The following is a 14,473-nucleotide window of genomic DNA, read 5'->3' as shown; positions in this document are numbered from 1 at the left end:
CCTTATCCTCGCAACAAATCGGCGGCGTCGGCATCGAGGGTGGTTAACCGGTGGCGGATACGTAGAATTAACGCCAAGCCGACGGCAACTTCAGAGGCCGCCAGGACCAGTATGAATGCGAACATGACCTGACCATCGGCCTGGCCCCAGCGCGTGGCCGCGACGATAAAGGCAAGACCGGCGGCATTCAGCATGATCTCGATTGACATCAGAATGAATACAAAATTTCGCCGTACCAGAACGCCGGTGAGTCCAAGAGCAAACAGTAGAACCGCGAGCAGCAAAGGTTGCAGCAGAGGAACCGTCAGCATTGGATTATCCTTCCGCCCGTTCGAGGTATGCCAGGCGATAAGCGCCGGCCAATGCGGCTAAAAGCAGCATCGATGCCAGTTCGACGCAGAGCAGATAAGGCCCGAACATGGCTATGCCAACGTCGCGCGGTAGAATAACCGCAAGGCTCGGCACGCCGGCATCGCCCCTGGCCAGTATGGATACAATTTCAGCTTCGAGAACGATTCCCAAAATAGCGGGACCAATCCAGACCCGAGGCTTCATCCATTGTGTCTCGCGCGCCGCCGCGGCGCCACCGAGATTGAGCATCATCACGAGAAAGACCATTAGAACAATGATCGCACCTGCATAGACGATCACTTCAAGCGCGGCCGCAAAGGCGGCGCCGAGCGTATAGAAAACGAGTGCGACGGCCAGCAGCGAGATGACCAGATAGAGCAAGGCATGCACACCATTTGCCCTTGTTATGGCAAGGGCGGTGGATAGAACGGCAATGCCGGAGGCAACATAAAATGCATCGTTCATGGCCGGACTCCATTCATGGCAGCAGCGTGCGTGGATCGACTGGTGGACGCTCATGTTCCGCTTCCCCTTTATCCTTGCCCGGGATCGCGAGACCTGAGACATTATAGAAGCTATATTCGGGATATTTTCCTGTGCCGCTGATCAGTAGATCCTCCTTTTCATACACAAGATTATGCCGTTCATATTCGCTCATCTCGAAATCAGGTGTCAGTTGAATCGCGTAGGTCGGGCATGCTTCCTCGCAAAATCCGCAAAATATGCATCGTGAAAAATTGATTCTGAAATACGCAGGATACCAGCGCCCTGCATCTTCGGTCTTTTGCAGGCTTATGCAAGAGACTGGACATGCGACGGCGCAGAGGTAACAGGAGACGCAACGCTCGGCGCCGTCTGGATCGCGCGAGAGCACGATTCGTCCGCGATAGCGGGGGGCAAGATAAGGCATCTGTTCAGGGTATTCCACCGTCTCACTCCGGTGAAACAAATGGAGGAATGTAAGCCAAAGCGTGCGTATGGAACTCAGCATTGCAAAGTCCTCACTAATTATCTTCTATCCAGCCGGTCCGCTCGCAAGCATCACGGCACCGGTGATGACAACATTTAACAGTGATAACGGTAACAAGACTTTCCACCCATATGACATCAGCTGATCGTAACGCGGACGTGGCAGGGCGGCGCGCAGCAAAATAAAAAATATGACGAAGACCGATAACTTCAGCATGAACCATAGAATCGGCGGGAGAAATGGACCTTCCCACCCGCCAAAAAACAACACAGTGATCATGGCCGCGGTCAGCAGAATTCCGATATATTCGCCAATAAAGAACATGCCAAATTTCATGCCCGAATATTCGGTATGGAAACCCGCGCCTAGCTCGTTTTCACCCTCGGGCAGGTCGAACGGCAAGCGGTGCGTTTCGGCAATTCCGGCCATCAGGAATACGATAAAGCCAATAAATTGCGGTATGATAAACCATATATTCCGTTGTGCCCGGACGATGTCGGTAAGGTTGAATGAACCGGATAGCATCACAACCCCAATAAGCGAAAGACCCATGAAAACTTCATAGGTTACCATTTGCGCAGCCGCGCGCATGCCGCCCAGCAACGAATATTTGCTGTTTGACGCCCAACCCGCCAGCACGACGCTATAGACGGACAAGGACGCCATCGCCAGAAAAAATAGGACGCCGATATTCCAATTTCCAGCAATTCCAATCGAGGGCGTTACAGGGATTACGGCAAAGCCCAGAAGGCCCGCAACCATCACCACGGCCGGGGCGAGCACAAAGACATATCGATCCGCAAATGGTGGAATCCAATCCTGTTTAAAAAGAATTTTTATCATATCAGCAACCACTTGAAGCGATCCAAATGGACCAACTCGATTCGGGCCGCGGCGATCTTGCCAGAAACCAAGCAATCGCCGTTCAATCCAGGTTAATAGCGCGGCGCCAATAACCAACGCGAGTAGAATGCCTATAATATTGAGCAGACCGAAAAGAAGCAGATTCATGGCGTTGCTTCCTCTGTCGCTGCACGCAATATCGTTGCCCAACCGGGGAGCGAAAATTCAACCGTTCCAGGCAAACCCGCGCCTATTGCCGCAACGCCGGATGGCAGCTCAGGAGCCAGCAAGATTGGTAAAAGCGCCTGTCCGGAGTCAAACGTGACTTTAAGTGTGCTACCAGGCTGCGCACCTAAAATTTTTGCATCTTCAACGTTCAGCGACAAATATGGCAGTTTACACAGCTCCGCAATCGATGGCGCGAGAGCACTTAGCTCCTCACTGCCAAAAATATGTTGGCTGGGGATGACAAGCCATCTGCTGTCTTCGCGCTTGAACGCGGCGGGTATCGTATAGAGAGGGTACTTCGCGGTATTGCTGGCGCACGGTTCCAGAAGCCGTATGCCAGAGTCACCCCCACGCAGTGAGCCGCTGGCTTCGTCCTGAAATTTATGGAGGGATTGGCCTGAGTTCCACCCAGGAGCCCAAAAAAATGGAATGAGTGCTGCCGGCATTTGGCCGTAATAGCCTTCCATCGTGCCGCTAAATGGAGACCCGTTTTGCACCGCCGCCTTTGGCTCGTGCATGGTCCACGCTGCATCAACGGCAGTGCGGCCACTATAGCGATGCGGCTCGCTGCGTATGCGGCTTCCCGCGATACGGAAATCACCCGATGGGGCAGCTTTGCAAATCTCAGCGAAGATGGGCAGTGTAGCTGCGATGGTTCGAGCGACGTCGTCACAGAATTTCCAGTCGGCCGAAGCATTGCGGCCAGTTATTTTTGCAATCTTGTGTAGCCAAAGCCAACCTGGTTGCACGTCATCCTTTGGAATAACAGCCTGAAACGATCGTTGCGCGCGTCCTTCATTATTGACGAGTGTGCCTTCACATTCTGAAAAATTTGTGCAGGGGAGGACAAAATTTGCTTCAGAGGTGGTTTTTGTAGAGACATGATCGAGTGCAATTAGATTAGTAATATTGTTGAAAAATATATCGACAGCCTGGCGAGGTGCGCGGCGATATAAATCATTTTCAAGTACGATCACCGTCGTAGAGGCTCCATTGGCTGCGGCAGCAAACGCATCTTCTATGCTACCATCCTTCATGAGTGCCAGGCCCAGGCTATTGCACTCAGGCACAGCCAACATAAGGTTTGGAGTGCGGTCTCCGTGATTTAGCGCCTGTGCAACAGCCGCTGCAGCATTCAGGATTGGCGAGCTGCCTAACTGACATCCAGCAACAATTAGCGGGTGTTTTGCCGTTTGCAGTGCGCGCGCAATCCGTGCCGCAATGGCTTGTATATCGGCGGAGAGTCCATCGACTGAGGGGAGGCTGTTGTCAAGCTGGTAACAGATAGCAAAGCCAAGTCTTGCTATGTCATCAGGTGCGGCGCGATAAACTTCAGCTGCGACGTCATCAAGATGTGTTGCGGCCGGCGACGCAATGAAAAATGTACCACGGGTATTGCTGGCCGCTGAACGAATCGCTGTATCCTGCCAGGGAGCGATCTTGAGTTGTGCTGCGCTGGTTGTTGCACGTGCGTGCAGCGTCTGCCGCAATGCCAGAGCCAGGCGTGGAGCGGTATTTGTGACGTCCTCACCCAGTATCAGGATGGCATCAGCTGTTTCAGCATCTTGCAGAGTAGCGGTCTTAATAGTTCCGGAACTCAATATATTGACGATTGCTTCGAGACATATTGCATCCTGTACGGAAACACCGGAATAAAATGAATCAGCTCCAACGAGCGCTCGCAACGCAAAATTTGCTTCAAGTGAAGCGCGTGGTGAGCCGATTCCGATAACGCTTCCAGAACCGTCAAATTGCTTTGCGATCTCCTCCAGTATCTCCGCTTGCTCCGCTGGCCGCGCGATCATGCTCGAGTCACGAATTGCGGATGCATTTAACCTGTGGGGAGCATTCGCGAATTCATAACCGAAGCGGCCACGATCACATAAAAAATATCCGTTTACCTTCCCGTTAAACCGGTTCAGAATCCGGCGTATTTGACCGCCGTGTTCACTGACGCATGTATTGCAGCCGACACCACAATGGACGCAGACCGAGGGTACGCTGCGTAGGTCCCATTTCCGCTTATAGGCTGAAGACAAGGTTTTGTCGGTAAACACACCAGTGGGGCATATTTCCACAAGATTTCCACTGAATTCATTTTCCAAAACTCCATCTTCATCGCGTCCAAAATAAATATTATTGTGCGCGCCTTGGACATTGAGATCGCTTCCACCAGCATAGTCCTTATAGAATCGCACGCAGCGGTAACAGGCGATGCAGCGATTCATTTCATGCCTGATGAATGGGCCAAGGTACTGGTTTTTGTGAGTACGTTTTGTGAAGCGATAACGGCGGTAGGTATGCCCTGTCATGACGGTCATATCCTGGAGGTGGCACTCGCCGCCTTCTTCGCACACTGGACAGTCATGCGGATGGTTTGTCATCATCCATTCGATCACGCTGGCACGGAATTTCCTTGCCTCAGGATCAGCAATCGAGATACGTGTTCCCTCCACCGCGGGTGTCATGCAGGCCATGACGATTCGCCCGGTTTTATCATCCGGGTTGGCGAATTGCTTTACAGCACATTGCCGGCAGGCACCAACTGACCCAAGTGCCGGATGCCAGCAGAAGTAGGGAAGATCCAATCCACCCTCGAGACATGTCTGCAACAAATTATGTTGCGTGTTAGCTATAAATTCATTGCCGTCAATATGGATAATTGCCATTTTCAGCTCCACGGACAATGTTTTTCATGAATGTGTTGTTCAAAATCGGCACGAAAATATTTTAATCCGCTGGCAAGTGGTGCCATCGCACCGGGCGCATGGGCACAGAAAGTCCGTCCTGGTCCGAGCAAGCCGACATGTTGTTCAAGAACCATGAGATCATCGGTCTCACCTTCCCCAGCCTCAATAGCCGAGAGTAGCCGCTCCACCCAGGGCAGTCCTTCCCTGCAAGGCGTGCACCAACCACAGGATTCTTGAGCGAAGAAATGTTCCAGGTTATGGATCATCCCGACGGGACAGGTTTTCTGATCGAGTATGATAACGGCACCCGTGCCAAGCCGGCTGCCAAGCTTTTCGACAGAGGCATAGTTCATTGCCACATCAAGATCGCAGGGCATAAGAAATGAAGTTGATGCACCACCAGGCAAAACACTGCGAAGTTCGTATCCGTCCCTCATTCCGCCAGCATGGATTTCAATAATTTCGCGCAATGGTGTTCCGAGAGGAAGCTCCCAGGCGCCGGGGCGGCGGACATGGCCGCTTGCTCCATAAATTTTCGTACCACCATCGTCGCCTATTCCGAGCTTGGTAAACCAATCGACTCCATTGTTGATGATATGTGGAACATTACAGAGTGTCTCTACATTATTTACAACCGTTGGCCTGCCTAAGAGACCGCTTATTTGCGGGAAAGGAGGTTTAGCGCGAGGTATGGCGCGTTTTCCTTCCAGCGCTGTCAGCAATGCGGTTTCCTCGCCACAAATGTAACGTCCGCCACTGGTATGAACATGAATGGAGAGGTCAAATTCTGAGTGAACGATATTCCGGCCAAGATAGCCCTGAGCCTCAGCCTCTCCGATGGCCTGCTGTAGGTAACGCGCCGCCAAATGATATTCACCGCGCAGAAAAATATAGGCAATATTCGCCTGAATCGCATAAGCGGCAATGATGATTGCTTCAATTAACTGATGAGGGTCGCCTTCGAGTAGCAACCGGTCCTTGAATGTTCCGGGCTCCATTTCATCAGCATTGACGACCAGATACCGCGGCCCAGGAGAGGTTTCCTTGCTGGGTACGACACTCCATTTAACGCCAGTTGGAAATCCTGCTCCCCCGCGCCCGCGTAATTTTGACTTTGTGATGACGCTGATCACATCTGCGGGGGACATTGTGCTGAGCGATTTGCGCATCGCGCGATAACCGCCTGCCTTCATGTAATCCGCGATTTGGAACGGCTCGCGGCCAGGGTGGATATTTCCGGTCAGTGGTGTTTCCATCAGAGCCCCCGTTCCGTTGGGCTGGCAAGGAGTGCGTCAATGCGTTTTATATCGAGATCGCCATGAAGCTCATCATCCAGCAGCATTGCGGGCGCATGATCACAATGGCCGATACAAACGATTGGCAGTAATGTGTAAGCACCATCCGCCGTTGTCTCGCCAGGTTCAATACCTAGCCGCCGGCGCAAATGCTCGCATATTACATCCCGGCCCATGATCCAGCATGAAACGCTATCGCATAGAAATATCACATGTTCGCCTACTTTCTGACGAAATATCAGATTGTAATATGTTGCAACTCCTTCGAGCTCGGCGCGCGACATATTCAATAACGCCGCAATTTCACTAAGATGATGATTCGAAATCCACCTGTACTGGCCTTGCACATACTTCAGCACTTCAATGCATGCAGAACGTTTATCCTCGTAGTGCTGGGATAGCATCTCGATCTTGCTACGCTCGGTGGCCGTGAGGCCCGTTTTTGATTCAGCGGTCGACATCGGCCATCACGAAGTCGATGCTGCCGATCAGCGCGATCAGGTCGGCGACAAAACTGCCGCGGCTGATCAGTGGGATCATTTGCAGATGTGGAAATGAGGGTGTGCGGATTCGTGTACGGTATGACATTGTATCGCCGTCACTGGTAAGATAATACGAGGTCATGCCTTTGCTTGCTTCTATTGCACAACACACTTCTCCAGGAGGGATCACTGGCCCCCAGCTCACATTCAGAAAATGTGTGATCAATGTTTCAATGTCGTGCATCGTTCGCTCCTTTCTGGGAGGCGTTGCTGAACGATGATCAGATTTGTATGGGCCACCAGGCATGTTCTCAAGACATTGGCGGATGATCCGTAAACTTTGGCGCATCTCCTCGACATGCACGATAACGCGGTCATAGCAGTCGCCGTGGCTGGCGATCGGGATATCAAAATCGAATTGATCATAACCCGAATACGGCCGGGCTTTGCGGTAGTCCCAATTCATTCCGCAGGCACGCAAGCCTGGGCCGGTCACGCCCCAGTCAATTGCTTCGTCTAATGTATATGCGCCGATACCAACCGCGCGTGCCTTAAAGATACGGTTCTTTATTACGAGTTTTACATATTCATCGAGTCTTTTCGGTAAATAGCAGCAGAAGTCGCGGATCAGCCTATCCCAGCCTTGCGGCAGATCCGCCGCAACGCCACCGATCCGGAACCAGGCCGGGTGCATCCGAAATCCACATATAGCCTCGATGATTTCGAACACGCGCTCACGGTCGGTAAACATATAGAAGACGGGAGAAAGCTGGCCGACATCTTGTGACATGGTGCCGAAGAAAACCAAATGGCTGGCAATTCTGAATAATTCGGCGAGCATGATGCGGATGACCTGTGCCCTGGCGGGCACGTCGATTCCGGCGAGCTTTTCCACCGCCATCACATAAGGAAAATTGTTCATTACGCCGCTCAAATAGTCGATCCGGTCTGTATAGGGAATAAAGCTATGCCAGGATTGCCGTTCCCCCATTTTCTCGGCCCCGCGATGATGGAAACCGATTTCAGGCACGATATCGACGATCGCTTCGCCTTCGAGCTGAAGCACGAGGCGGAAAACACCATGCACGCTGGGATGGTTCGGCCCCATGTTGAGAAACATAAAGTCACTGGACTTACTGTGACGCACCATGCCCCATTGCTCGGGATTGAATTCCAGCGCCTTCTGCTGGGCGAACTCTTTTTCCTCAGTGAGATCGTAAACATCCATCTCTGTTGCACGCGCATAGTGGTCTTTGCGTAACGGATGGCCGGTCCAGTTTGGTGGTGTCAATATGCGGGTTAGGTGTGGGTGTCCTGTGAAGGTGATACCAAACATGTCCCATACTTCGCGCTCATACCAGTTGGCGTTTGGCCATAAACTGGTAACGCTGGGAATGGCGGGAGCTTCGCCGATTAGTGCGACTTTGATGCGTATATCATGGTTTCTGGAAAATGACAGTAGATGATAGACGACGGTGAAGTCAGATTTCGGTTGATTGCCGCGATGTGTTCTGGTGCGTTCATCAAGCGCTGTCAGGTCGTAGAGCATGCGATATGGGGCAGGAATTTCAGACTTCAAAAAATTCAATATCTCACGCAGATGAGTGGAATCTGTCCAAATTGTGGGTATGCTATCACTGGTTGGTTGTGGCGTAATAAAACGCGATGCAAACCGTTTTGAAAGTTCTTCAATTATGATTTTATCTTCGTAAATCTGAGATTTTTCTTGGAGCATTTTCCACCTGTTGTTCAAATTCGATCGGGTGGAATAAGTGTTGTGGCTTGCCGCCGTATATCGCGCTTTATATCGCGCATACTCGGGCGTGGCGCGCGTACAACATCCTGCGGTCCGACAATCCAGCTTAGCGGGCGTTTATCGCTGGCGATGGCTTTTTGGAGGAGGATCAGTCCCTCAAGCAGCGCCTCGGGCCGGGGCGGGCAACCTGGCACGTAAACATCGACGGGGAGAAATGTGTCAACACCTTGGACCACGCTATATATATCGTACATTCCACCAGAGTTCGCGCACGCTCCCATCGAGATTACCCAGCGAGGTTCCAGCATCTGTTCGTAAAGATACTTGATGACTGGCGCCATTTTTATGAATACGGTGCCGGAAATAACCATCACATCTGCTTCACGCGGGGTCGCCCGCAATACTTCCGATCCGAATCTCGCGATATCGAACTTGCTGGTGAATGAGGTTGCCATTTCGACATAACAACAAGAAAGTCCGAAATTGAAAGGCCAGAGTGAGTTCTTGCGGCCCCATGCCACCAAATCCTGTAATTTTCCAAGCACCAGATTGCGGCGGACGGCATCGGTAAATGTGCTTTGCGGGCCGGCGTCCATGCTTCCAGCGTTGGCTGCCTGGTTGTTTGTTTTGACAGGCGGGAAGGGCATGGCGCTTCACCGTGGCGCGGGCAGTGGGCGCAGGCGCGATTTTGGTCCCCAGTCCAGCGCGCCGAGGCGCCATAAATAGCCAAGCGCTGCTAACAGAACGCCAATGAACATAAGCATGGCAATATAGCCATTCCACCCGGCAGGCCGGATGGCGATTGCCCATGTATAAATAAACACACTTTCCAAATCGAAGAGTACGAATAGCATGGCTACAAGGTAAAACTGGATTGGAAATCGCAGACGCGCATCGCCGAGCGGGAGCATGCCGCTTTCAAACGGTTGCGCGGTGGAACGTGTCATGTGCCGCTGACCAAGAAAAAATGAACTCCCGATCATTGCGGTAACAAGCGCAAGAACGGCAGCAAAATACAGGGCCAGAATCCAAATATGCAATGTCGCTCCCACTTGCTGAGCTCCAAATCGCGTATCTAAAAACCACGTGTTAAAACTTTGCCGCCCATACTCAATCTGTATGGAACCGGTAGACAAATCTACGGGCGAAGTAGCAACATTGGCTACGCGTATTTCCGTATAATGTCAAGAAATTGTTGAAGTTATTGTGGGGGAGCCATGCCGCGGCACGGATGCGAAGCGAAACAGGGGCGTTATGTTCTGGTGTGCAATAGGTTTGGCAGGCAGTGTTGGTGAGCGCGTTGGCTCCTGGCGGTTTTGCGCGCAGCCTATTTCAAAATCGGGCGCCGTGCCGTTTAATGTTCGCGCCTAAAGTGTACTCTGGCATCACGTCTGTTCCCGTGGCTTCGTCGGCTTAAAGCATTTGTAACTGTATTATAGTTAATTATATAGTCCGCTCGTGTATTAAATTCGGGCTCCTCTCAATATACGGCGGCTTGGCCTCGGGTGGCGTTGCGGATTTTTACGTCTTCATCACAAGTGAGGCGCATATATTGACAATGTATCCTTCGGGGCGGAAAATTTTACCGGAGAAAAGCCATGTGGGACCGTCCAGACGTGATTGTTGATCCCCTTGCAAGGCCAACAATCCTTGAAGATGTATCCGGCCGGCCCAATCTGGTTAATTCGGTGACTTACAAACGCGATTTTGGGTCATATTTTCCAGAGCGTGGAAGTTGTTCACGAAAGATAGAATGCGAAACCTGAACGGAGAGAACATGGACAGCGACAACCAGTGCCCTGTGATCGGCGGGGCCTCCAGGCGTATGACAATTGGGGCCAAATCGAACCAAGACTGGTGGCCCAACCAACTGAAGTTGAGCGTTTTGCACCAGCATTCCGCCAAGTCGGGCCCCATGGGCGAGGCGTTCAACTATGCCGAGGCGTTCAAGGGGCTTGAGCTGAATGACGTTATCAAGGATCTCCATGCGCTGATGACGGAATCGCAGGACTGGTGGCCCGCTGATTTCGGCCATTATGGGCCGTTGTTTGTACGAATGGCATGGCACAGCGCTGGCACGTACCGCATTAGCGATGGCCGCGGTGGTGCTGGCTCCGGCGCTCAGCGGTTTGCCCCCCTCAACAGTTGGCCTGACAATGTCAATCTCGACAAGGCGCGCCGGCTGCTTTGGCCGGTCAAGCGCAAATATGGCCGCAAAATCTCCTGGGCGGACCTTATGATTCTCGCGGGTAACGTCGCGCTGGAGTCGATGGGGTTCAAGACGTTCGGTTTTGCCGGCGGGCGTGTGGACATATGGGAACCCGAGGAAGATATCTACTGGGGTTCGGAGACGGCCTGGCTGGATGACAAACGCCACGCCGCAGGCCGGGATCTGGAAAATCCGCTTGCCGCCGTGCAGATGGGGCTGATTTATGTCAACCCGGAAGGCCCGAACGGCAACCCGGACCCGCTCGCCGCGGCGCGTGATATTCGTGAGACTTTTGCGCGCATGGCGATGAACGATGAGGAGACGGTGGCACTCATCGCCGGAGGCCATACCTTCGGCAAGACCCACGGGGCCGGCGATGCGGCGCTGGTGGGGCCCGCGCCGGAAGCGGCCGGTATCGAGGAGCAGGGGTTTGGCTGGAAAAGCAGCTTTGGCACAGGCAAAGGCGCTGACGCGATTTCCAGCGGCCTGGAGGTCACCTGGACCACCACGCCCACGAAGTGGAGCAGCAATTTTTTCTGGAACCTCTTTGGCTATGAATGGGAACTGACCAAGAGCCCGGCGGGAGCGCACCAGTGGCAGCCGAAAGGGGGGGCTGGCGCGGGTACGATCCCCGATGCCCATGACCGCTCAAAACGTCACGCGCCGGCCATGCTGACAACCGATCTCGCGTTGCGGTTTGACCCTGCCTACGAAAAAATCTCCCGGCGCTTCTACGAAAATCCCGATCAATTCGCGGATGCATTTGCCCGGGCGTGGTTTAAATTGACACACCGCGACATGGGGCCGCACGCGCGCTATCTCGGCCCGCTCGTTCCCGCCGAACCGCAGCTATGGCAGGATCCCATACCGGCCGTGGATCATAAATTGATCGACGAACAGGACATTGCCACACTGAAGGCCAGGATTCTCGCGGCCGGGTTGTCCATCTCGCAACTGGTCACGACGGCTTGGGCATCGGCCGCGACGTTTCGCGGGAGCGACAAGCGCGGCGGCGCGAATGGCGCCCGCATTCGCCTGGCGCCGCAAAAGGATTGGGAGGTTAATCAACCGGCTGAGCTGGCAAAGGTCTTGCCGAGGCTGGAGGCGATCCAGAAGGCGTTCAACAGCACGGCGGCGGGCGGCAAAAAGGTTTCGCTCGCCGACCTGATCGTTCTCGCCGGCTGCGCGGCTGTAGAGGCCGCCGCGGCCAAGGCTGGTGAGGATGTGAAAATTGCATTCACGCCGGGGCGCATGGACGCCTCGCAGGAACAGACCGATGTACACTCTTTTGCCGTGCTGGAGCCAACAGCGGATGGGTTTCGCAACTATATCCGCAAGGGGGAGGAGGGAACTGCCGCTGAACGGCTGATCGACAAAGCACAATTGCTGACGTTGACGGCTCCTGAGATGACGGTTCTCATTGGCGGCATGCGTGTTCTGGGGGCAAATGCCGGGCAGTCGAAGCATGGTGTTTTCACCGGACGGCCCGAGACATTGAGCAATGATTTCTTCGTGAATCTTCTTGACATGAGAACGAACTGGCAAAAATCCACCGCATCGGAAGGTGTGTTTGAGGGGCATGATCGGGCGACAGGTGAAGTCAAGTGGACCGCCACCGTGGTTGATCTCGTCTTTGGTTCAAACGCTCAGCTTCGAGCCCTCGCGGAGGTGTATGCGTGCGACGACGCGCAGCAGATGTTTGTGCAAGACTTTGCGGCGGCCTGGAACAAGGTGATGAATGCTGATCGCTTTGACGAATAGGTAAAGGCGCTAATCTGGCGCGTAAAACGCCGGGCGTTTCTGCATGGCTATGGTTTCAACCTTGCCTGATTTCTGCGCCAGCAGGCAGGAATCGGCTGCCACCGCGGCGGCATAGCCATCCCAGGCCGTTGGCCCGCTCAGCCCGCGGCCTTTAACCCCGTCAACGAACGCTTGAAGTTCGAAATCATAGGCATCTATGAAACGCTCTTTCCAATCTGTTAGAATGCGGCTTGAGACCCTTGCCTCGCTGCGCAGTAGCACACTCGACGGCTCCGGCAGGCTTGCCGTGCCGGTTTCGCCTATCACGGCACATTGGATGTCGTATCCGTATTGGCAGTTAACGAATACCTCAACGTCAATGCGAACCCCACGGGCCGTTTCCAACAACACGATTTGTGGGTCGGCTAACCCGGCATGGGCGTTGCGCGTCCTGCGCGGATAGACGACCTGCGCGGAGATGTAGTCATCATCAAGCAGCCAGCGCAGCACATCGAGTTCGTGGATCAATGTGTCGGTTATGGCCATGCTTGCCGTGTAGCTCTCGCCTACCGTTGGGTTGCGATGTGCGCAATGTAACATCAGCGGTTCACCGATGCCGCCATTGCGGATCACTTCGCGCAGTGCCCGGTAGCCCTTGTCATACTGCCGCATGAAACCGACCTGCACCAGGCGGCGGCCGCTGGCCTGCTCAGCATCCGCGATTCGCAGACAGCCAGCGGCGGTTTCCGCAAGCGGCTTCTCGCAGAATACAGGCTTACCCTGTGCGATGGCCGCGAGCACGAACGCCTCATGCGTAGGGCCCCATGAGGTAACCAAAACCGCCTGGACGCCCGCATCTGCGATCAGGCTGTGCGGGTCTTCGTGCAATTTGGCGTCAAGTTCGTATTTGGCGATTGTGCCGCGCGCGCGTTGCGCGTCGATGTCGTTGACCGCGATCACCTTCGCGCCTGACAGGGTCTGGGTAAGTCTGCGAATATGGTCCTGGCCGATTGCGCCTGTACCGATTACACCGATTTGAAGTGTCATTTTATCATATTTCCAATTGGTTGAAGCGAGTGTCTCAGGCCAGGTTCGCGCCGATATAGGCCATGCTGCCGCTCAACAGGGCCTCGGTGTTATCCATGCGCATGATCTGCTCCGCGAATGGCTCGAAGGAGACTGGCCCGGTGTAGCCGCAAGCCAGCAGGGTACGAAGCTGCGCGATGTTGCCAAGCCGGTCGGCCGCACCTACGAATACACGGTGGCCATCGCGCATTTGCTCAGGGCTGAGATCGGGCGCCTCGACCCCCGAGATGTGCACCAGGCCTGTTAGTTCTGGAAAGAACGTCTCATCGCCGGAGAGAAAATGGTGGAAAGTGTCATGCACCAGCCGGTAGTGGCGTTCGCCGGAAGCCTCGAAAATTGCCTTAATAGCCTCGGGCTTGTGTCGGAGAGCGCTCTCCTCAAAGCCGAGTGGCTCGACCAGACCAATGATTCCATGATCATCGAGAATGGGCCGCAGAGTCTTTAGCGCGTGCACAAGATCGGTGTAGCGCGTGCCGGCGCTCCGGTGGTCGTCGCGACTATTGAGGGGGCACATCACCAGAGCCTCCGCGCCACATTCCTGCGCATAGGCGGCCAGTTGCACCGCGCGCTGTTCCAGGCCGGCGTCGCAGATATCAAATGGGTACAGGGCGTTAATCGAGCGGATCGCGATGCCGGCAGCGGCGGTGGCGGCCCGCAATTGCCGGGCGTCGCTGCCATCGTCGATTTCGACGTTTTTCAGGTCATTGCGAATCTCGATGTTCGATACGCCGAGCCGGCCGCACATGGCAAGAAAATCAGGAAATGATAAGCGGGGGGCGCTGATTCGGTTGATGGAGAATTCGAGGCTATGTGACATGAGGTG

13 protein-coding genes are annotated in these 14,473 nt (G+C 54.1%); 1 reads left to right on the top strand and 12 read right to left on the bottom strand.

Annotated elements, in window-relative coordinates:
- Positions 1 to 2 precede the first annotated feature (2 nt).
- Genes nuoK through QQJ84_RS03310 form a run of 10 tightly spaced genes read right to left on the bottom strand, consistent with a single transcriptional unit; the run spans position 3 to position 9,655 of the window.
- Positions 3 to 311 (bottom strand): NADH-quinone oxidoreductase subunit NuoK, encoded by a 309-nt coding sequence (nuoK, locus tag QQJ84_RS03355; protein ID WP_284256559.1) that lies wholly within the window; start codon positions 309 to 311, stop codon positions 3 to 5.
- 4 nt (positions 312 to 315) lie between these two features.
- Complete coding sequence (gene nuoJ, locus QQJ84_RS03350; RefSeq protein ID WP_284256558.1) at positions 316 to 816, bottom strand: NADH-quinone oxidoreductase subunit J; 501 nt, start codon at positions 814 to 816, stop codon at positions 316 to 318.
- Between the two features lie 13 nt (positions 817 to 829).
- Complete coding sequence (gene nuoI, locus QQJ84_RS03345; RefSeq protein ID WP_284256557.1) at positions 830 to 1,342, bottom strand: NADH-quinone oxidoreductase subunit NuoI; 513 nt, start codon at positions 1,340 to 1,342, stop codon at positions 830 to 832.
- Between the two features lie 24 nt (positions 1,343 to 1,366).
- Positions 1,367 to 2,332 carry an NADH-quinone oxidoreductase subunit NuoH gene (gene nuoH, locus QQJ84_RS03340; protein WP_284256556.1) on the bottom strand — a complete coding sequence of 322 codons (966 nt, stop codon included), beginning with the start codon at positions 2,330 to 2,332 and terminating at the stop codon, positions 1,367 to 1,369.
- Positions 2,329 to 5,061: an NADH-quinone oxidoreductase subunit NuoG gene (gene nuoG, locus QQJ84_RS03335; RefSeq protein WP_284256555.1), complete on the bottom strand. Its 2,733-nt coding sequence runs from the start codon at positions 5,059 to 5,061 to the stop codon at positions 2,329 to 2,331. Before nuoG ends, nuoH begins: the two co-directional genes overlap by 4 nt.
- Positions 5,062 to 5,063: 2 nt before the next feature.
- Positions 5,064 to 6,338: an NADH-quinone oxidoreductase subunit NuoF gene (gene nuoF, locus QQJ84_RS03330; RefSeq protein ID WP_284256554.1), complete on the bottom strand. Its 1,275-nt coding sequence runs from the start codon at positions 6,336 to 6,338 to the stop codon at positions 5,064 to 5,066.
- Entirely contained in the window at positions 6,338 to 6,838 is a 501-nt protein-coding gene (nuoE, locus tag QQJ84_RS03325; RefSeq protein ID WP_284256553.1) for an NADH-quinone oxidoreductase subunit NuoE, read from the bottom strand. Before nuoE ends, nuoF begins: the two co-directional genes overlap by 1 nt.
- Positions 6,825 to 8,594: an NADH-quinone oxidoreductase subunit C/D gene (nuoC, locus tag QQJ84_RS03320; RefSeq protein WP_284256552.1), complete on the bottom strand. Its 1,770-nt coding sequence runs from the start codon at positions 8,592 to 8,594 to the stop codon at positions 6,825 to 6,827. The genes nuoE and nuoC overlap by 14 nt, the downstream gene beginning before the upstream one ends.
- Before the next feature lie 14 nt (positions 8,595 to 8,608).
- On the bottom strand, positions 8,609 to 9,211 hold the full coding sequence (locus QQJ84_RS03315) for an NADH-quinone oxidoreductase subunit B (protein WP_284256610.1): 603 nt from the start codon (positions 9,209 to 9,211) through the stop codon (positions 8,609 to 8,611).
- 57 nt (positions 9,212 to 9,268) lie between these two features.
- On the bottom strand, positions 9,269 to 9,655 hold the full coding sequence (locus tag QQJ84_RS03310; RefSeq protein WP_284256551.1) for an NADH-quinone oxidoreductase subunit A: 387 nt from the start codon (positions 9,653 to 9,655) through the stop codon (positions 9,269 to 9,271).
- Between the two features lie 737 nt (positions 9,656 to 10,392).
- Between QQJ84_RS03310 and katG the strand changes: the two genes are divergently transcribed.
- Positions 10,393 to 12,585 (top strand): catalase/peroxidase HPI, encoded by a 2,193-nt coding sequence (katG, locus tag QQJ84_RS03305; RefSeq protein WP_284256550.1) that lies wholly within the window; start codon positions 10,393 to 10,395, stop codon positions 12,583 to 12,585.
- Between the two features lie 9 nt (positions 12,586 to 12,594).
- On the opposite strand, the gene QQJ84_RS03300 is transcribed toward katG, so the two are convergent.
- Together QQJ84_RS03300 and QQJ84_RS03295 are read right to left on the bottom strand one after the other, a co-directional pair.
- Entirely contained in the window at positions 12,595 to 13,611 is a 1,017-nt protein-coding gene (locus QQJ84_RS03300; RefSeq protein WP_284256549.1) for a Gfo/Idh/MocA family oxidoreductase, read from the bottom strand.
- Positions 13,612 to 13,645: 34 nt separating this feature from the next.
- Positions 13,646 to 14,467, bottom strand: coding sequence for a TIM barrel protein (locus QQJ84_RS03295; RefSeq protein ID WP_284256548.1), 822 nt, complete (start codon positions 14,465 to 14,467; stop codon positions 13,646 to 13,648).
- Positions 14,468 to 14,473: the final 6 nt, after the last annotated feature.

The organism is Acidocella aquatica (assembly GCF_030160635.1).
GTDB classification, from domain to species: Bacteria; Pseudomonadota; Alphaproteobacteria; order Acetobacterales; family Acetobacteraceae; genus Acidocella; species Acidocella aquatica.
Note: the sequence above shows the minus strand (reverse complement) of the source record. Positions and strands in the feature narration are given on the sequence as shown.